The sequence below is a fragment of the uncultured Shimia sp. genome, assembly GCF_947498095.1.
Lineage (GTDB): Bacteria > Pseudomonadota > Alphaproteobacteria > Rhodobacterales > Rhodobacteraceae > Shimia.
Genome location: NZ_CANMJE010000006.1, coordinates 203,513 through 221,535 on the forward strand (window position 1 = coordinate 203,513; position 18,023 = coordinate 221,535).

The following is an 18,023-nucleotide window of genomic DNA, read 5'->3' on the forward strand; positions in this document are numbered from 1 at the left end:
CGGTCATTTCAAACGTTCCGGGATGTCTACGACGCCCGCCCCAGAGGGGCAAGGGGGCGGTAGCGCGGAATGTACGGAAAGCTTAGATTTCAAAGGCCGCAAGCCGTTTGAACAGTGTCTCTATGCCCTTGCGGTCCACATTGGCAAAGGCAATGCGCATCTGTTGCTGCCCCGTGGTGTCTTCGGTTGGCTTGAACATTGTACCCGGCAAAGTCAAAACATGGGCCTTTTGTACCAGCTCGCGCGCCAGATCATCAGAGGCCATGTCAAACGGGTGCTGCACATAGGCAAAATAGGCGCCAACCCCCATCAATTTCCAACCCTTGTCAGCAATCAGGGGCATGTGGTCCGAAATTGCCGCCCGCCGATCGAGAATTTCTGCCCGCTCTCCAGCCAACCACTGACCAAGGTTCCGCATACCCCAAAGTGCAGCGTGCTGGCCCAATTGGTTCGGGCAAATGGTGACGGTATCAAGGAACTTTTCCGCCTCAGCCAGCCGCGAATTACTGGCAATCATCGCGCCCACACGGTGTCCGGTCAGCCGATAGGCTTTGGAGAACGAATAAAGCTGGATCAAATGATCCGACCAGTCTGGGTTTTCGAACAAACCATGCGGCGCCCCACTGCGAGAATCAAAGTCCCGGTAAGTTTCGTCGATGATCAATTGAATGCGCTTCCGCGCCGCCAGGTCCGCGAAAGCCGCGACCAGTTCCGCGGGATACTCAACGCCACCGGGATTGTTCGGCGTCACCAGTGCAATGGCGCGGGTGCGCTCGGTAATAAGGGCTTCGGCAGCCTCGGGATCTGGCAAAAGATCAGCGCCCGTCGCCAGAGGCACCGCGTGGACGCCTTGCATATCCAGCCACATTTTATGGTTGAAATACCAAGGGGTTGGCAGGATGACTTCATCCCCTTCACCGGCGATAGACATCATTGCGGCACTGAACGCCTGATTGCAGCCCGAGGTGATCGCCACCTGCGACGGGTCTATCGTGCCACCATAAGCGTCAGAGAATTGCGTCGCCACTTCGGCCCGGAGTTCATCCAGGCCCAGCACCGGACCATAAAGATGTGCGTCCGCCATGTTCAAAGCTACATCAGCAATATGCTGGCGCAAAGCGGCTGGCGGTGGATCGACGGGCGCTGCCTGGCTCACATTGATCAGCGGCAGGTCATCAGTGAACCGCACTCCTTCAAGCCAACGGCGGGCCTCCATGACAGGGGGGGCAAAAGTGGTGGCAGTCCGGGGCTGGTTCATCTTGGTCTCCGCGTCAAAACAACAAAAGCGACCCTAGGGGCCGCTTTCGATAAGGGCAATCCACCCCGGCTTCGTATTGCCATAAATACTCCCGCCGGAGGCGTTCCGCCTCAACCGCGTAACCTGACCTCAATCCGTGCCGCGGTAGGGCTCGACATATTGCAACGCCATGTCCCACGGGAAGAAGATCCACGTGTCCTGACTGACGCCTGTGATGAAGGTGTCGACCATGGGCTCGCCCTGGGGTTTGGCGTAGACCGTGGCGAAATGCGCCTTGGGATAAAGGTCGCGTACCAGTTCCAGCGTTTTGCCGCTGTCCACAAGATCGTCGACAATCAGGATTCCGGTTCCGTCGCCCATCAGTTCGACATTTGGGCTTTTCAGAACCTGTGCGTCGCGCTGCTGGTCCTGCTTTCCACCGCCGGAGTGATACGATTTCACAGAGATCGTATCCACAGTGCGAATATCCAGCTCGCGTGCGACGATCATCGCTGGGGCCATGCCACCGCGAGTAATCGCAACAACGGCTTTCCAGGCGCCATCGTCGGGGCCTTGACCGTCCAGACGCCAAGCCAGGGCGCGGCTGTCACGGTGCATTTGATCCCAGCTGATGTGAAACCCTTTTTCGTGGGGCAGGCGGTCGCTCATAAGAATTCTCCCGGTTACTTTCTGCCAGTAACGGCGTCGATGTCTGGTGCGTCGACGGCTTTCATGCCGACCACATGATATCCTGCATCAACGTGCAGGTTTTCACCGGTGACGCCGCTGCCCAGATCGCTCAGCAGATACAGCGCAGAGTTGCCAACATCATCAATGGTCACGTTACGACGCAGCGGTGAGTTCAGCTCATTCCACTTCAGGATATAACGGAAATCGCCGATACCGCTGGCGGCCAGCGTTTTGATCGGACCCGCCGAGATTGCGTTGACGCGAATGCCATCCTTGCCGAGATCTTCGGCCAGATACATGACCGAGGCTTCCAATGCGGCCTTGGCCACACCCATGACATTGTAATGCGGCATCACCTGCTCAGCGCCATAATAGGTCAGCGTCAATGCGCTGCCGCCGTCTTTCATCAGCTTCTCTGCCCGCTGCATCACAGCGGTGAAAGAATAGACCGAAATGTCCATCGTCATCAAAAAGTTGTCTTTAGAGGTTTCGACATATCGTCCGCGCAACTCATTCTTGTCGGAAAAGCCAATCGCGTGAACGATAAAGTCCAATTTGCCCCATTTGGCTTCCAACTCGGCAAATGCCGCGTCGATTGACGCCGGATCAGAGACATCACAATCGATCAGGGTTTCTACGCCCAACTGGTCCGCCAAGGGTGCCACGCGTTTCTTGAACGCATCGCCCATATAGCTGAACGCCATCTCGGCCCCTGCATCCGCGCAGGCCTTGGCGATGCCCCAGGCGATCGACTTGTCATTGGCGAGGCCCATTATAAGGCCGCGTTTGCCTGCCATCAGATTGTTTGACATTCCTGTCCACTCCGTCCCAATTCGGTTATCAGGACGTTTAGGCGATCCGACCGGATGCATCAAGTGCAGGTTGACCTAGAGAAAGGGCGCGCAAAATGACTGAGAGAAGTGGGATATTCGCAGGCGACGACCCGTTTGCAATCGCACGCACCTGGTTGGCCGAGGCCGAAAAAAGCGAACCAAACGACCCAAACGCAATTGCCTTGTCGACAGTGGACACTGACGGGCTGCCCAATGCGCGTATGGTTCTTTTGAAAGACATCGAGGATGATGCCTTTGTGTTCTACACCAACTACGGCAGCGCCAAAGCCCGCGAAATTGAGCAGGCTGGCAAGGCCGCATTTGTCATGCACTGGAAATCTTTGCGTCGTCAGGTTCGGGTGCGGGGCCTCGTGACCCGCGAAGATGGCCCGCAGGCTGACGACTATTACGCGTCGCGGTCTCTCAAAAGCCGCCTCGGGGCCTGGGCGTCTCGTCAATCGGAACCTTTGTCATCGCGCGCGACTTTGGTGGCCGAAGTTGCCAAGGTGACAGCACAACAGGGCCCCAATCCCAAACGCCCACCGTTTTGGGGAGGGTTTCGGATTGCCCCGCTTGAGATTGAGTTCTGGGCCGATGGGGCATTTCGGTTGCATGACCGCTTTGTCTGGCGCCGAATTTCTCTATCGGAGCCTTGGAAAATTGACCGCCTAAATCCGTGACATTCACGTAACGTAAACTGCAAGGCACTGATAAAGGTTGGGTTTTTTCTTGCCGTTGTTAAACATTTAACGCAGACTCCTATTCTAGCTAGGGATGAGCTTACGTAGGGTTAAGGTGTTGAGTGAAAACGAAAAAGAGACGACTCGAATCGTCGGACAGGTGAAATGGTTTGATCCTGTCAAAGGATTTGGGTTTGTCGTTGCCGAGAGCGGCGGACCCGATATATTGCTGCATGCGAATGTTTTACGCAATTTCGGTCAGAGTTCTGTCGCAGATGAAGCGCGGATTGAAATCGATATCCAAGAAACGTCACGAGGCGTTCAGGCTGTCGAGGTCTTTCGCATCGACGTTGCGGACGCTCCCGCAATGGCGACGCTTGCGGATTTTGCAGAATTGGATCCGGAGGCAATCCGGGACGCCCCCTTGGAACCAGCGCGTGTTAAGTGGTTCGATAAGGGCAAGGGGTTTGGCTTTGCCAATGTCTTTGGACGTCACGAAGACGTATTTGTCCATATTGAAGTGCTGAGACAATCCGGTTTGGCGGACTTGCAGCCTGGCGAGGCATTGGCCTTGCGCGTGATCGAAGGTAAACGTGGGCGTATGGCCACCGAAGTCATGGCCTGGGAAACCGCGATCACAAAGGACAGCTAATGCTGCGACATCTTCTGTTGGGCGCTGCCTGCACCCTGATCTGGCTGACGCCCGCGTCGGCCAGCTCTGTCTGTCGTGATGACACTTTGCAATTGCGCGGTGAATGGGGAGAAGCCAGGTTCCGCGTCGAAGTGGCCGACTCGGCAGAGGAACGCGCGGTTGGTTTGATGCATCGCGACTCGCTGTCTGCAGGGGCGGGCATGCTGTTTGTTTTTTCGCGTACCGAGCCGGTGTCATTTTGGATGGAAAACACGCTGATAGAGCTCGACATGCTGTTTATCGCTGAGAACGGGCAAGTCACGCAAATCCACAGTCGTGCCAAACCCTTGGATCGTACGCCTATTTCCAGCACGAATGACGTTCGCTACGTGCTCGAGATCAATGGCGGAATGGCGCAGGCGATGGGAATTCAAGTGGGCAGCGACGTGCGCCACCCATCTATTTTGCAAGACGGTGCGGTTTGGCCTTGTGAGGTCGGAAATTAGGCGCTAAACACCGCCTCGGTCCGGGGCGTAGCGCAGTCTGGTAGCGCACCTGTTTTGGGTACAGGGGGTCGCAAGTTCGAATCTTGCCGTCCCGACCAATTTTCTCTCTCAACCCATAGAGCTCGACGTCTGAGTGGCGCTGCCACTCAGGTCGGCGCATGTGCATTTGTTCAGTTTTTGGGCGCAGACATGTGGGTGATCGCCTGCATCATGAGGCATCGGCGTGGTGTTGTCGGAGTAGAATCACCGCGTGCTTTGATGATCGCGCGCACAAGAACGTGACAAAATAATCTCAAATTCATACATCTTGTGTTAAGGTTTCTTAACGCACTATATCTTGTGGATAACTCGGTGTTCTGGGGACAGTTTTGGGAAATGCCTTGTTTTTGAAACACTTCCCGGCGCGGCTTGATGCGATGCGCAAATCGGATTGCCAAAAAGAGCCCGCAAGGAATCGGGCATCGTCACGAACGCGTCAAAATCCTGTGACTGGGTCAACAGGAAAAATCGTCAAAAAACGTAAATAAATGGTTTGACCACGTAGGGCCAGATACGCCAGATTGTGCAAGCAGATCGGAAGCGCCACAATATATAGTGGTGAAGAGGATCGGGCAGGGACGGAAACCAAACAGATGACCGGGGCACACTCCGGAGAGTTCGGCAAACATGCTTTTGCCGATGCGGTGGCTTTTTGTCTCGTCCGATGCGGGCGATTTGCATCATAGCGGCTGGACCAATTTGTTCGGCCAAGGTGTAGGCAGGGATAAAGCAGGGACAAAGAGGCGCCATGAAAATCGAAAGAAAATTTACCAAAGCCGGTCAGGACGCATACGCAGCGCTGAATTTCGTGAAGACCGAATCCGAAATTCGCAACCCGGATGGTACGATTGTATTCCGACTGGACGAGGTCGAAGTGCCCTCAACCTGGAGCCAGGTTGCCAGTGACGTGATCGCTCAAAAGTATTTCCGCAAAGCCGGTGTGCCCGCGTCTCTCAAGAAAGTGCGCGAAAAAGGCGTTCCTGAATTCCTGTGGCGCTCGGTACCTGCGAACGACAATGCCGAGATCGGTGGCGAAACCAGCGCCAAGCAAGTCTTTGACCGCCTGGCTGGCGCTTGGACCTATTGGGGCTGGAAGGGCGGCTATTTCTCGACAGAGGAAGATGCGCGCGCCTATTTTGACGAGATGCGCTATATGCTGGCGACCCAGCGTGCCGCACCGAACAGCCCGCAGTGGTTCAACACCGGTCTGCATTGGGCCTATGGCATCGATGGCCCGGCTCAAGGTCACTATTATGTCGACTACAAGAGCGGCAAGCTGACCAAATCAAAGTCCAGCTATGAGCATCCGCAACCGCACGCCTGCTTTATCCAGTCGGTAAGCGATGATCTGGTCGGCGACGGTGGCATCATGGACCTTTGGGTTCGCGAAGCGCGTCTGTTCAAATATGGCTCAGGTACTGGCACCAACTTTTCGTCGCTGCGTGCTGACGGGGAATCACTGTCAGGCGGCGGCAAATCCTCGGGCCTGATGGGCTTCCTGAAAATCGGTGACCGGGCTGCCGGCGCGATCAAGTCGGGCGGCACCACGCGCCGTGCGGCCAAGATGGTGATTGTCGATGCCGACCACCCGGATGTCGAAGAATACATCAATTGGAAGGTCAAGGAGGAACAAAAGGTTGCCTCGATCGTGGCCGGTTCCAAGATGCACGAGCAAAAGCTGAATGGCATTTTTGCCGCGATCAAAGCCTGGGACGGCGCCGAAGCGGATGCCTTTGACCCCAAGGCCAATGACACTCTGAAAGCAGCGATCCGTGACGCGAAATCCGTCATGATCCCAGAGACTTACATCAAGCGCGTTCTGGATTATGCCAAGCAGGGTTATGCCAGTATCGAGTTTCCGACCTATGATACTGACTGGGACTCCGAGGCTTATGCCTCTGTGTCGGGCCAGAACTCGAACAACTCGATCCGTGTCACCGATGCCTTCCTGAAGGCTGTCGAAGATGACGCTGACTGGGAACTGATCCGCCGCACGGACGGCAGCGTTGCCAAGACCATCAAGGCGCGCAAACTGTGGGAAGACGTAGGCCACGCAGCCTGGGCCTGTGCCGATCCTGGCATCCAGTACCACGACACTGTCAACGCATGGCACACTTGCCCGGAAGATGGCGAAATCCGCGGCTCGAACCCGTGCTCGGAATACATGTTCCTGGACGACACCGCCTGTAACCTCGCATCGATGAACCTGTTGACCTTCCTCGATGATGGCGTGTTCCAGGCCGAGGATTACATGCACGCGACCCGCCTGTGGACCGTGACGCTGGAAATCTCCGTCACCATGGCGCAGTTCCCCTCGAAAGAAATTGCGCAATTGTCTTACGACTTCCGCACGCTGGGACTGGGCTATGCCAACATTGGCGGTCTCTTGATGAACATGGGTCATGGGTACGACTCAGACGAGGGCCGTGCTCTGGCCGGTGCGCTGACCGCGATCATGACCGGTGTGTCCTATGCCACTTCGGCCGAGATGGCCGGTGAACTGGGGGCCTTTAGCGGTTATGAGCGTAACAGCCAGCATATGCTGCGTGTGATCCGCAACCACCGCCGGGCGTCTTATGGCGAGACTGAAGGCTACGAAGAGCTGGCCACGAAGCCTGTCGCACTGGACATGGACAATTGCCCTGATCAGAAACTTGTCGCGCTGGCGCAATCCTCATGGGACGAAGCGTTGAAGCTGGGCGAAAAGAACGGCTATCGCAACGCCCAGACCTCGGTGATTGCACCAACCGGCACCATCGGTCTGGTGATGGATTGCGACACCACCGGGATCGAGCCTGACTTTGCGCTGGTGAAATTCAAGAAGCTTGCCGGTGGCGGGTACTTCAAGATCATCAACCGCTCTGTGCCTGCGGCCCTTGAAAACCTTGGCTATTCCTCCAGCGAGATCGAAGAGATCGTGTCTTACGCGGTTGGCCACGGCACATTGGGCAATGCGCCGGGTATCAACCACACATCACTTGTTGGGCATGGCTTTGGCCAGAACGAGTTGGACAAGATCGACGCCGCCCTCGGCAGCGCGTTCGACATCCGCTTTGTGTTCAACCAGTGGACGCTGGGCGAAGAGTTCTGCACCAACGTGCTGGGCATCCCAACCGAAAAGCTGAACGATCCGTCATTTGACCTGCTCAGCCATCTCGGTTTCACCCGCAAAGACGTCGACGCAGCCAACGACCATGTTTGCGGCACGATGACCCTGGAAGGCGCGCCTTTCCTCAAGGAAGAGCACTATCACATCTTTGATTGCGCCAACCCTTGCGGCAAAAAAGGCAAGCGTTATCTGAGTGTTGATAGCCACATCACCATGATGGCTGCGGCACAGTCGTTCATCTCGGGCGCGATCTCGAAGACGATCAACATGCCGAACGATGCCACCATCGAAGACTGCCAGAAGGCTTATGAACTGAGCTGGTCCTTGGGCATCAAGGCCAACGCGCTGTATCGCGATGGCTCAAAACTGTCGCAGCCTCTGGCCGCCGCACTGGTTGAGGATGACGAGGGCGCAGCCGAGACCTTGGAAAGCGGTACACCGCAGGAAAAGGCAGAAGTGCTGGCCGAAAAGATCATCGAAAAGGTGATCGTCAAGGAAATCGTCAAATCGCACCGCGAGAAAATGCCAGAGCGTCGCAAAGGCTATACGCAAAAGGCGGTTGTCGGTGGCCACAAAGTATACCTGCGCACTGGCGAGTACGAAGACGGCAACCTTGGAGAAATCTTCATCGACATGCACAAAGAGGGTGCTGGCTTCCGGGCGATGATGAACAACTTTGCCATCGCCGTGTCGGTCGGCCTGCAATACGGCGTGCCGTTGGAAGAGTTCGTTGATGCCTTTACCTTCACCAAGTTTGAGCCTGCGGGCATGGTTCAGGGCAACGACTCGATCAAGAACGCGACGTCGATCCTGGATTACATCTTCCGCGAACTGGCCGTCTCATATCTGGACCGCACCGATCTGGCGCACATCAAGCCCGAAGGCACGATGTTCGATGATCTGGGTCGTGGCGAAGAAGAAGGCGTCAGCAACGTTCAGGAAATCAGCGAAACTGCCGCATCTAAGTCTTTGGAAGTGTTGAAACAAATTTCCTCTACAGGATATCTGCGCAAACGTCTGCCACAAGAACTGGTGGTGCTGAATGGTGGCGCAGCTGGTGCGACGGCGCTGAATGGCGCGGGCGATCCAGTGGCAACACTGCAAACCTTGGTGCCTGAAACCGCGACCGGAACAACCGGTGCCGCGACGACGGCCACGGCCAGCACCGCGGTGTCCAGTGGCACGGTGAGCATGGACCCACGCGCCAAGGCCAAGATGCAGGGCTACGAGGGCGATCCTTGCGGCGATTGCGGAAACTACACGCTGGTGCGCAACGGTACCTGCATGAAATGCAACACCTGCGGGGCGACCTCGGGTTGTAGCTGATCCCGGGGGGACTCGGGTAGGGGGCCTTCGTGCCCCCGACGAAACATAGGTTACGGGGCGGATGCGTTCGCCCCGGCACGGCGCTCAGGCCGCAGGCAAAAACTACGGGCGGTAATAATGAGTGAGCCTGAGCGGCGAAACTGGGGGGCTTCGGCCCCCCATTTTTCTTTTATTGCGGTCTAATCCAGCAAGCTGGCAACACTGGCACGCGGTTCAAGGCCGATCTCTTCGCGCAGACGTGCCCGCGCGCGCCAGCCGTGAATTGACCGTGCCAATCGGCACCCCTGTGCGTTCCGCCAAAAGGCGCGGGCTGGTCTCTCCTAGTAACACCAATTGCATCAAGGCAACCTGATCTGACGGCAAGTGACGGATGGCGTCAGCCACATCGCGGCAGGCCAGATGCCCCGGCGCCTCGGCGCGGTGAGATATCTGGTTTTCCTCAATGTCCTCAACGGGTTTGTGGCTGCGCCAATGGCTGCGTGCAAGGTTCGCAAGCGCGGTCATGGCATAGGCCTCGGGGTCATCAATTTGCGCGCCCGACGCCTGTCGCGCCCAAAGGCGCAAGGCGACCTCCTGAACAAGGTCTTCCGCGGCCTCGGCCGTGTCACTTTATCGCCGCGCGCGTCGGGTGAGGCGTGGCATCAGGGCGGTGAGGGTCCAATTCGCATCCGTCATGGTTGCATGTCCTGTGCAGTTTGCGTTGCAATCAGACTGACGAACTGCCCAAGGGGCGAAAAGATGGGGAGAATCCGCCGATGGCGATGCGCCTCTCTTTTTTGGCGGGGCCTTGCCGCCTGAATCGGCGCGGATCGGCAGAAATGCGCGGGAATGCTGTGCGGTTGAGTCAGGAGGGACGGAATTGCCAATTGCGGTGTCTTACTAATTGAGGGTCGCAGAACGCGCCTTCGAGCTACAGACAAAATGGAGTTACGATATGAAGCGCAATCTGATCCCCGCCATCGCCCTTATTGGTGTCACCCTGCCTTCGCTGGCACTTGCCAGCGGCATGGACGCCAATGGCGACGGCGTGATGACCATCGAAGAGGTGCAGGCGGTCCATCCCGACGTAACGCCCGAGACTTTTTCCGCACTGGACGCGGATCGCGATGGCACACTGAGCGAAGACGAAGTCATGGCTGGGGTAAACGCTGGCGTCTTGCCCAAAACCGCCACCAACTGATCCTGCCGTGACATTTGCGACCTAACCCCCCAGTACGTAAGCCACAGGTCGCAAGAAAGCCGGGCGCCACTGCCGCGCCCGGATTTTTGTTTTTTTACAGGTTGTTACGCCGGTAGGTGGATCTTAAATCTGGCGCGAATTTTCTGATCTTTGATCGGATCAAACCGCGCCTTGGAGGGTTCGGACAGGATCTCTTCTTTACGCGCGGTCGCCCTCTTGTTGAGATCCGGTTTGCCGATCTCGGCCCATTCTTTGGGCGAGGTTCTGTCCCCAAGCGCAGGATAGACATAGTCCGACTGCATGCGCGACAGGGTCTCACTGGTACCCAGATAGTGACCGGGCCCGCCAAGGCAGACTTCGCGCATCTGGTCCAATGCCATCGTGGTTTCATTCACGTCAATGCCGCGCAAACAGCGCAGGGCGTGGCCGACCAGATCGTCGCCAAGGATCAGGGATTCATGGCAGAATCCCAAAAGCGATGCGTGCATGCCAACCGATTCATAGACCATGTTCAGCCCTGAGAGACCGGCCATGACGTTTGAGCACATTTGCTCCCATCCGGCCTGCATGTCTGGGGTTTTGGCATCGGTCATACCTGCGGCGGCTCCACCCGGCAGGCCATAGAAATGATGCATCTGAGCGCATCCTGCGGTCAAAAGCGCCTGTTCGCCAGACCCGCCCGTCATTGCGCCAGACCGCAGGTCCAATCCAAAGGGCCAGGTGCCAAAGATCGCCGGGTGGCCGGGTTTCACGGCATTCACATAGACCAGACCGGCCAGACACTCGGCCACGGCCTGGACGATGGCACCAGCCACGGTTGACGGCGCCGTGGCCCCGGCCATGCCCGCGGAAAGCAACAGCACCGGCATGCCGCCCGCGATGCATTTCTCCATGACTTCGCAGGATTCGGTGGCGAATTTCATCGGCGGAACCACGAAGCAATTGGAATTGCTGACGAAAGGCCGAGCGCGCCAGGCCTCTTCACCGCCCGCGATCATGTGCAGCATCTCAAGCGCATCGTCGACAAAGTCCGGCTCGGTAAAGGACGTGCCGATGTGCTTGGTGGTGCCACAGGTGGTCGCGTAGATCGTATTCAGGTCCATCTCGCGATTGTCAGGGATGTCGCGGGCCACCATGGGACGTTGCAGGAAATGGATATTGTCCAGCGTGTCAGTGATCCGAGCGGCGTCATGCAGATCCTGCAGGGTGCTGTCGCGGTACTCACGCCCTTCGACATCGACCATATGCACCGCGGCACCCGCCGTGCCAAAATGCACGCGGTTGCCCGACAACGTCAGATCGTTCTGACCATCGCGGCTGCACAGCGTGATTTCGCGGCAGGCTTTGGACAGGGCATCCTCAACCACGGCGCGGGGGATGCGAATACGCTCATCATCGCCAAGAATGGCGCCTGCTTTCAAAAGGTATTCGACACCGGTGGGGGGGGCATCTGCAAGGCCAATGGTCTCAAGCGCTTCCAGAGCGGATTCGTGAATTTGCTCCATTTGGTCTTGGGTCAGCGCCTTGTACATGCCGCCTTCCATACCGGGGCGAATGGCGCGCATGTCATCTGTGAGAGGGGCTGCGCGAGCGGCGCGACGCGCAGCGCGACCGCCGGAGCGGCGAGAAACGGGTTCAGTCATGTCTAGTAGTATCCTGTTTTAACGTCTGAATTTCGAATTGGATGTCAGATGTTAAAAGTCGGTCGCCCACGCGCGGCTCGTCCCCGCACGGCTCCGATCGTGACCACGACCAGTTTGATTTTACTGCGCATGCCTTGCATTTACGCCTCTCCCTGAGTGAAACGATAGTTCTCTCAGGGAATCGTGCAAGTCTTGACGGAAAACGACCAAATGTCGTTTTTAGACCGGACCCTGGCCATTTGCGCATTTTTTGGCAAAGTCACAGAGGGTTTCCAGAGCGCCCGCAAAGGCCACATTATCAATGGTCATGGCAACGCGGATATGCCCTGCGGCCGCTTCACCAAAGCTTTCGCCCGGCATCACGGCAATCTTATGGGCGTCCAAAAGTGCGTTGGCAAAGGCTTCTCCCGACATGCCTGTAGCCCGGATATCCAGCATCAGGTACATCGCGCCCTGGGCCGGGATCAGAGTGACAGTGTTCTGAGCTGCGATGATGCCTTGGGCCAATTCACGACGTCGACGGAACGGTTCTGCGATTTTGTCTTCCAGGTCCGGACCCTGATGCAGGGCAAATTCGGCCGCATCCTGAATGAACCCTGCGACACCGTATGTGGTGTGGGTTGCCAGTGTGATGAGGTGATCAATGGCGTCCTTGGGGCCACAAATCCAGCCCACACGGCTGCCTGTCATGGCGTGTGACTTCGACATAGAGCCCACAACCAGCGTGCGTTCGGCCATGCCGGGCAGGGCGCGCGGGCTGATATGGTCTCCTTCCCACACTTGGGTGTCATAAACCTCGTCAGATATCAGCCACAGATCAAAGTCCTGACAGACGCCGGCGATGCCTTGCAGCGTTTCATAGCTGTAAACCGTGCCGGTCGGGTTGTTGGGCGAGTTGATCAGCAGCGACGCAGCACCCTCGGCCTCGGCTGCAATATCCTCGGCGCGCGGTTGAAACGCGTCCTCGGCGCGGGTTTTGATTGGGACGGGAACGGCTCCGATTCCACGGATGGTTCCGGGGTAGGTGGCATAAAATGGGTCAAGATACAGCGCCCGGTCGCCTTGGTTGCAGGCGGCCAGGTGACTAGAGAACAAGGCCGACTGCCCCCCCGGGGTGATCAGGATGTTTTCATAAGATGTTGGTACACCCGTACGGTCCTGAATGCGCTTGGCCACGGTTTCCCGCAGGGTCTTGATGCCCGGCACCATTGCGTAGCCTGTATGCCCGCCAGACGCCGCCTGATCCATTGCTTCAAGGATCACAGGGTCGGTGCGAATGTCATGCTCGCCTATAGTCAGTTCAACCACGTCGATACCGTCCGCGATCATCTGGCGCGAGCGGTAGAACACGTCCCAACCGTCTGAACCGCCGCCGGTCAGGTGGGTGATGCGATGGGAAAGCTGCATGACAGGGCTCCTAAGAAATTTGACGACGAAAAGGCCCGAAACTGGCGCTTTCGTCAAACCCTATTCGAGACGTCGGGAAACTTTCGAATAGCGTTCGGGAGGGGGGTAAAAATGGGGGTGGGACAGGCTGTAGACGACAGAATGCTATCAGGTGGCCTCGGACGGACGGTCCCCCATAAGATAGCGCGGACCCTGACCTTTACGGCGAATACGGTCATCGGGGTTGTAGAGTTTGCAGGTCTGCAACGACAGGCAACCACAACCGATGCAGCCGTCCAGCTTTTCGCGGAGTGCCTGCATTTGTGCGATGCGGCTGTCGAGGTCGCGGCGAAAACGGGCCGAGATGCGTTCCCAGTCACGCTTGGTTGGGGTGCGGCCCTCGGGCAGGGATTTCAACGCCTCTCGGATCTCTGGCAGAGAAAACCCCAGCCCCTGCGAGATCATCACGAACGACAAACGGCGAATGTCGGCCCGGTCAAAGCGTCGCTGACCGCTGTCGGTGCGGAACGGTTGAACCAGACCTTCGTCTTCGTAGAATCGGATCGCTGAGGGGGCGAGGCCTGTCCGCTCGGATACATATCCAATTGACAGTCCAAACTTTCCAAGGGGTTTATTTTTCATGAGTTTTTTCTGTTGATCTCAAGTTAACTTGAAGAATTAAGATAGTCATATCAATCAGAATTGCAAGGAAGCACCAGATGAGACTTGAGCATGTAAATGTAACTGTTCCAGACCCCAAGGATACGGCGGCGGTCCTATGCGACATATTTGGCTGGCACATCCGCTGGGAAGGCGAGGCCAAGGACAACGGCTATACCGTGCACGTCGGCGACGATGACAGTTACCTTGCACTTTATGCACCGCAAAAAACGCTGGAACCAATGGGCAATACCTATTCCCGGATCGGCGGTTTCAACCATGTTGGCGTGGTCGTGGATGACATCGACGCGACGGAAGCGAAGGTCAAAGCTGCTGGCTATAAGCCTGGCATGCACGGTGATTATGAACCGGGCCTGCGGTTCTATTTCGACGGGCCGCATGGCATCGAGTTTGAGGTTGTGTCCTATGACTAGGTTGCTCAGGCGGTTTCGGACGTGGATGCGTGCGCCGCTGGCCTATCCTTTGGGGCGTAAAACCCGGGCGCGATTTGGCCTAGGGGCTGCGCGGCGGCAGGCTGGCCTGCAGCTTTTTGGTCAACCCACTCCGCACAAGGTCATATGACACTTCAATGCGGTGGCGCAGCTCGTCTGCGTCTCCGCCAAAGGGGATCATGATCCAGCTGCGATGGAAATAGGGCGCTTTGATCCCAACGCCCGCGTCGATCAACATCTGCGCGGTCTCGATATCGGGTGTTTTGACCGAAACCCCGTCACCTTTGGCTCCGGTCGAGGCAAACATCTTGCCACCGACTTTCCACGCGTCATGTCCGCCGCCCCAAGGGTCAGAGCATTCTGCACCCGGCAAGGGGGCGCAGGTATCGTTAACGAGGTCTCGTGTCATATCTGCAATTTGACAGAGCGGACGCGCCCTCGCAACAGGTCGCTTGACCGCGATGGCAGCGCCGCCTATGGTCCGGCCCATGAACACTGCACGCAACATCATCATTATTTGCTGCATTCCCTGCTAAGACAACTTGGCGGGCCGTTCTTCTATTCCATACTTGATCTGAAGTTGTTAAGCCCGCCGCGAGCGTAACTGTGCCCTGTTGGGACCGCCCGAGGACAAGACATGACGACGATTAAGCTGCACAACTCAAAGACCCGTAAGAAAGAGGTGTTTGAGCCGATTGATGCCAAAAACGTGCGGATGTATGTCTGTGGTCCGACGGTCTATGACCGCGCCCATATCGGCAATGCGCGCCCGGTTGTGGTGTTTGACGTGCTGAACCGGCTGCTGCGCCATGTCTATGGCGAGGATCACGTGACCTACGTGCGAAATTTCACCGACGTGGACGACAAGATCAACGCGCGGGCCGCCGAGAGCGGGCGGCCGATCAGCGACATCACCGCCGAGACCACCCAGTGGTTTCTTGACGATATGGCGGCCCTTGGCGCGCGCGACCCGGATCAGATGCCGCGGGCGACGCAGTTTATCCCGCAGATGGTCACCATGATCGAAAAGCTGATTGCTGACGGGTTCGCCTATGCCAAAGACGGGCACGTGCTGTTCCGAGTGCGTGAGTATGCCGACTATGGCAAGTTATCGGGCCGGTCGGTCGACGACATGATTGCGGGTGCGCGGGTTGAGGTGGCCCCCTACAAAGAAGACCCGATGGATTTCGTGTTGTGGAAGCCGTCGGATGCCAGCCAGCCGGGGTGGGACAGCCCTTGGGGATATGGCCGTCCGGGGTGGCATATCGAATGCTCGGCCATGTCCTATGAGTTGCTGGGCGACAGTTTCGACATTCATGGCGGCGGCAACGACCTGATGTTCCCGCATCATGAAAATGAGATCGCGCAAAGCTGCTGTACCCATCCCGAAGGCACCTTTGCCCGCTATTGGATGCACAACGAGATGCTGCAGGTTGAAGGCAAGAAAATGTCCAAGTCTCTGGGCAATTTCTTTACCGTGCGAGACTTGCTGGATGGCCACGATGGCCAGCCCGGAGTTCCCGGCGAAGTGATCCGCTTTGTGTTCCTGTCGACGCATTACGGCAAGCCGATGGACTGGACCGCCAAGAAGGCCAGCGAGGCCGAAGCCACGCTGCGCAAGTGGCGAACGCTGACCGAGGGCGTCGAACCCTCGTCCAGCGTGGCCGCGTCTGTCGTTGCGTGCTTGGCGGATGACCTGAACACGGCCGGAGCCATCACGGAGTTGCACCAGTTGGCTGGTGCCGGAGATGCCGCAGGACTATTGGCAAGCGCGCAGATGCTCGGCTTGTTGACAGATGAGTTGGGGGCTTGGGCAAAAGGCGCTGACCTTTCAGCCTATGAGAGTCTTTTGACCGACACCCGTAACAAAGCAATGGAAACCAAAGACTTCTCAGACGTGGACCGGATCAAGGCCGCTTTGATCGCGGCGGGTGTGGAAGTGCGCATGAGCAAGGCCGGAGTGGAGCTATTGCCTGCTGCCGGATTTGATGCGGCCAAGCTGGAAGGGTTGTTGTAATGACCAAGGAACGCCTCTATCTCTACGACACCACGCTGCGCGACGGACAACAGACCCAAGGCGTACAGTTCTCGACCCCGGAAAAGGCACAGATTGCCGAAGTATTGGACGCGCTGGGTGTGGACTATGTCGAAGGTGGCTGGCCTGGTGCCAACCCCACGGATTCCGAGTTCTTTGACGCCAAACCCCAAATGGACGCGACATTCACGGCGTTTGGCATGACCAAACGCGCGGGCATGTCGGCGGAAAACGATGACGTGCTGGCGGCGGTGATGAACGCAGGCACGCCGGCGGTCTGTCTGGTGGGCAAGACCCATGATTTTCACGTGGAAACAGCGCTGGGGATCACGCTTGACGAAAACACCGACAATGTGGCGCGGTCCATCGCCTATCTCGTGGCACAGGGGCGCGAGGCCTTGTTCGACGCCGAACATTTCTTTGATGGCTACAAATCCAATCCCGATTATGCGCTTGAGGTGGTCAAAGCCGCCTATGACGCGGGCGCACGTTGGATCGTGCTCTGTGACACCAACGGCGGCGCGCTTCCAAACGAGGTGCACGCCATCACCAAGGCCGTGATCGACGCAGGCATCCCCGGCACCCATGTGGGCATCCACACCCACAATGACACCGAGCATGCGGTGGCCAATTCGCTGGCGGCCGTGGACGCCGGGGCGCGACAGGTGCAAGGCACGCTGAACGGATTGGGCGAGCGCTGTGGTAACGCCAACCTGACCACATTGATCCCGACCTTGTTGACGAAAGAACCTTACGCCAGCGCCTATGAGATCGGCGTCAGCATGGAGGCGCTTGCGGGGCTGACCCGTGCCAGCCGTCTGCTGGACGACATCCTGAACCGTGTGCCGATGAAACAGGCGGCCTATGTTGGCGCCTCGGCCTTTGCCCACAAGGCGGGGCTGCATGCCAGTGCGATCCTGAAAGATCCCTCAACCTACGAACATGTGGAACCGAGTGTTGTCGGCAACGAGCGCGTGATCCCGATGTCCAATCAGGCCGGGCAATCGAACCTGCGCAAACGTCTGACGGATGCGGGGCTGGAGGTCGAAAAGGGAAATCCAGCGCTCAGCGCCATCCTGAACCGCATTAAGGAACGCGAAGCCGAAGGCTACAGCTACGACACCGCGCAGGCCAGTTTTGAGCTGTTGGCGCGCGAAGAGCTGGGGCTTGGTGAAAACTTCTTTGACGTGGAACGCTATCGTGTGATCTCAGAGCGGCGCCGTAATGCGCGTGGCCATCTGGTTGTTGAATCCGAGTCCGTGGTGACCGTGCAATTGCCCTCGGGCAAGAAAACCACCAGCTATTTCAAGAACGAGCATTCTGACGAAATGAGCGATGATGGCCCGGTCAACGCCTTGTGGCAGGCTTTGCGGCAGGATTTGGGGCCCTATCAGGACGTCATTCAGGATGTGCGCCTGGTCGACTTTAAGGTGCGGATCACCAACGGTGGCACCGAGGCCGTGACCCGTGTCATCATAGATTTTGAGGATGATGGCGGGCGTCGTTGGGCCACTGTTGGCGTCTCTGCCAACATTGTCGATGCATCGTTCCAAGCCTTGCTTGAGGCATTGAACTGGAAGTTGGTGCGCAGCGGCGCGGTTCGGGCTGGATGAGAC

The 18,023-nt window shown here is 57.6% G+C and carries 15 protein-coding genes, 1 tRNA gene and 1 pseudogene; 9 read left to right on the forward strand and 8 right to left on the reverse strand.

Features of this window, described 5'->3' with window-relative positions; genetic code table 11:
- Positions 1-82: 82 nt before the first annotated feature.
- The 3 genes from Q0932_RS12450 to fabI all read right to left on the reverse strand — a co-directional run bounded on the left by Q0932_RS12450 (position 83) and on the right by fabI (position 2,739).
- The gene (locus Q0932_RS12450) at positions 83-1,258 is read right to left on the reverse strand and encodes an aminotransferase (RefSeq protein WP_299353314.1); all 1,176 of its coding nucleotides are present in this window, start codon (positions 1,256-1,258) and stop codon (positions 83-85) included.
- Positions 1,259-1,387: 129 nt separating this feature from the next.
- The gene (gene gpt / locus Q0932_RS12455; RefSeq protein ID WP_299353321.1) at positions 1,388-1,906 is read right to left on the reverse strand and encodes a xanthine phosphoribosyltransferase; all 519 of its coding nucleotides are present in this window, start codon (positions 1,904-1,906) and stop codon (positions 1,388-1,390) included.
- A gap of 14 nt (positions 1,907-1,920) precedes the next feature.
- Complete coding sequence (gene fabI / locus Q0932_RS12460) at positions 1,921-2,739, reverse strand: enoyl-ACP reductase FabI (protein ID WP_299353330.1); 819 nt, start codon at positions 2,737-2,739, stop codon at positions 1,921-1,923.
- A gap of 95 nt (positions 2,740-2,834) precedes the next feature.
- On the opposite strand from fabI, the gene pdxH reads away from it, so the two are divergent.
- From pdxH to Q0932_RS12485, 5 genes are all read left to right on the forward strand, one after another.
- Complete coding sequence (gene pdxH, locus Q0932_RS12465) at positions 2,835-3,440, forward strand: pyridoxamine 5'-phosphate oxidase (protein WP_299353339.1); 606 nt, start codon at positions 2,835-2,837, stop codon at positions 3,438-3,440.
- A gap of 94 nt (positions 3,441-3,534) precedes the next feature.
- Complete coding sequence (locus Q0932_RS12470; protein WP_299353346.1) at positions 3,535-4,092, forward strand: cold shock domain-containing protein; 558 nt, start codon at positions 3,535-3,537, stop codon at positions 4,090-4,092.
- Entirely contained in the window at positions 4,092-4,577 is a 486-nt protein-coding gene (locus Q0932_RS12475) for a DUF192 domain-containing protein (protein WP_299353353.1), read from the forward strand. The genes Q0932_RS12470 and Q0932_RS12475 overlap by 1 nt, the downstream gene beginning before the upstream one ends.
- Before the next feature lie 21 nt (positions 4,578-4,598).
- Positions 4,599-4,675, forward strand: a tRNA-Pro gene (locus tag Q0932_RS12480).
- A 689-nt stretch (positions 4,676-5,364) separates the two neighbouring features.
- Positions 5,365-9,051, forward strand: a complete 3,687-nt coding sequence (locus Q0932_RS12485; RefSeq protein ID WP_299353358.1) for a vitamin B12-dependent ribonucleotide reductase — start codon at positions 5,365-5,367, stop codon at positions 9,049-9,051.
- Between the two features lie 213 nt (positions 9,052-9,264).
- Here the strand turns inward: Q0932_RS12485 and Q0932_RS12490 are convergent.
- Positions 9,265-9,639, reverse strand: a pseudogene (locus Q0932_RS12490) (sigma-70 family RNA polymerase sigma factor); the annotation flags it as partial.
- Positions 9,640-9,985: 346 nt separating this feature from the next.
- Between Q0932_RS12490 and Q0932_RS12495 the strand changes: the two are divergent.
- Positions 9,986-10,231 (forward strand): EF-hand domain-containing protein, encoded by a 246-nt coding sequence (locus Q0932_RS12495; protein WP_299353361.1) that lies wholly within the window; start codon positions 9,986-9,988, stop codon positions 10,229-10,231.
- 104 nt (positions 10,232-10,335) lie between these two features.
- Here Q0932_RS12495 and Q0932_RS12500 read toward each other — a convergent pair whose 3' ends face one another.
- The 3 genes from Q0932_RS12500 to soxR all read right to left on the reverse strand — a co-directional run bounded on the left by Q0932_RS12500 (position 10,336) and on the right by soxR (position 13,902).
- Entirely contained in the window at positions 10,336-11,874 is a 1,539-nt protein-coding gene (locus tag Q0932_RS12500) for a trimethylamine methyltransferase family protein (protein ID WP_299353364.1), read from the reverse strand.
- 219 nt (positions 11,875-12,093) lie between these two features.
- Complete coding sequence (locus Q0932_RS12505) at positions 12,094-13,281, reverse strand: pyridoxal phosphate-dependent aminotransferase (RefSeq protein ID WP_299353367.1); 1,188 nt, start codon at positions 13,279-13,281, stop codon at positions 12,094-12,096.
- Between the two features lie 147 nt (positions 13,282-13,428).
- Positions 13,429-13,902 carry a redox-sensitive transcriptional activator SoxR gene (gene soxR / locus Q0932_RS12510; protein ID WP_299353370.1) on the reverse strand — a complete coding sequence of 158 codons (474 nt, stop codon included), beginning with the start codon at positions 13,900-13,902 and terminating at the stop codon, positions 13,429-13,431.
- A 77-nt stretch (positions 13,903-13,979) separates the two neighbouring features.
- Here soxR and Q0932_RS12515 point away from each other — a divergent pair, with 77 nt between their 5' ends.
- Complete coding sequence (locus Q0932_RS12515; RefSeq protein ID WP_299353373.1) at positions 13,980-14,354, forward strand: VOC family protein; 375 nt, start codon at positions 13,980-13,982, stop codon at positions 14,352-14,354.
- Between the two features lie 79 nt (positions 14,355-14,433).
- Here Q0932_RS12515 and Q0932_RS12520 read toward each other — a convergent pair whose 3' ends face one another.
- Positions 14,434-14,886, reverse strand: coding sequence for an MmcQ/YjbR family DNA-binding protein (locus Q0932_RS12520; RefSeq protein ID WP_366141412.1), 453 nt, complete (start codon positions 14,884-14,886; stop codon positions 14,434-14,436).
- Positions 14,887-15,009: 123 nt separating this feature from the next.
- On the opposite strand from Q0932_RS12520, the gene cysS reads away from it, so the two are divergent.
- On the forward strand, positions 15,010-16,389 hold the full coding sequence (gene cysS, locus Q0932_RS12525) for a cysteine--tRNA ligase (protein WP_299353376.1): 1,380 nt from the start codon (positions 15,010-15,012) through the stop codon (positions 16,387-16,389).
- The gene (gene cimA / locus Q0932_RS12530; RefSeq protein WP_299353379.1) at positions 16,389-18,020 is read left to right on the forward strand and encodes a citramalate synthase; all 1,632 of its coding nucleotides are present in this window, start codon (positions 16,389-16,391) and stop codon (positions 18,018-18,020) included. The genes cysS and cimA overlap by 1 nt, the downstream gene beginning before the upstream one ends.
- Positions 18,021-18,023: the final 3 nt, after the last annotated feature.

What these genes read in the sequence shown, in the direction of transcription:
- Q0932_RS12450 (WP_299353314.1), bottom strand. Translation starts at nt 1,258, where the DNA reads ATGAACCAGCCCCGGACTGCCACCACTTTTGCCCCCCCTGTCATGGAG.
- gpt (WP_299353321.1), bottom strand. Translation starts at nt 1,906, where the DNA reads ATGAGCGACCGCCTGCCCCACGAAAAAGGGTTTCACATCAGCTGGGAT.
- fabI (WP_299353330.1), bottom strand. Translation starts at nt 2,739, where the DNA reads ATGTCAAACAATCTGATGGCAGGCAAACGCGGCCTTATAATGGGCCTC.
- pdxH (WP_299353339.1), top strand. Translation starts at nt 2,835, where the DNA reads ATGACTGAGAGAAGTGGGATATTCGCAGGCGACGACCCGTTTGCAATC.
- Q0932_RS12470 (WP_299353346.1), top strand. Translation starts at nt 3,535, where the DNA reads ATGAGCTTACGTAGGGTTAAGGTGTTGAGTGAAAACGAAAAAGAGACG.
- Q0932_RS12475 (WP_299353353.1), top strand. Translation starts at nt 4,092, where the DNA reads ATGCTGCGACATCTTCTGTTGGGCGCTGCCTGCACCCTGATCTGGCTG.
- Q0932_RS12485 (WP_299353358.1), top strand. Translation starts at nt 5,365, where the DNA reads ATGAAAATCGAAAGAAAATTTACCAAAGCCGGTCAGGACGCATACGCA.
- Q0932_RS12495 (WP_299353361.1), top strand. Translation starts at nt 9,986, where the DNA reads ATGAAGCGCAATCTGATCCCCGCCATCGCCCTTATTGGTGTCACCCTG.
- Q0932_RS12500 (WP_299353364.1), bottom strand. Translation starts at nt 11,874, where the DNA reads ATGACTGAACCCGTTTCTCGCCGCTCCGGCGGTCGCGCTGCGCGTCGC.
- Q0932_RS12505 (WP_299353367.1), bottom strand. Translation starts at nt 13,281, where the DNA reads ATGCAGCTTTCCCATCGCATCACCCACCTGACCGGCGGCGGTTCAGAC.
- soxR (WP_299353370.1), bottom strand. Translation starts at nt 13,902, where the DNA reads ATGAAAAATAAACCCCTTGGAAAGTTTGGACTGTCAATTGGATATGTA.
- Q0932_RS12515 (WP_299353373.1), top strand. Translation starts at nt 13,980, where the DNA reads ATGAGACTTGAGCATGTAAATGTAACTGTTCCAGACCCCAAGGATACG.
- Q0932_RS12520 (WP_366141412.1), bottom strand. Translation starts at nt 14,886, where the DNA reads ATGATGATGTTGCGTGCAGTGTTCATGGGCCGGACCATAGGCGGCGCT.
- cysS (WP_299353376.1), top strand. Translation starts at nt 15,010, where the DNA reads ATGACGACGATTAAGCTGCACAACTCAAAGACCCGTAAGAAAGAGGTG.
- cimA (WP_299353379.1), top strand. Translation starts at nt 16,389, where the DNA reads ATGACCAAGGAACGCCTCTATCTCTACGACACCACGCTGCGCGACGGA.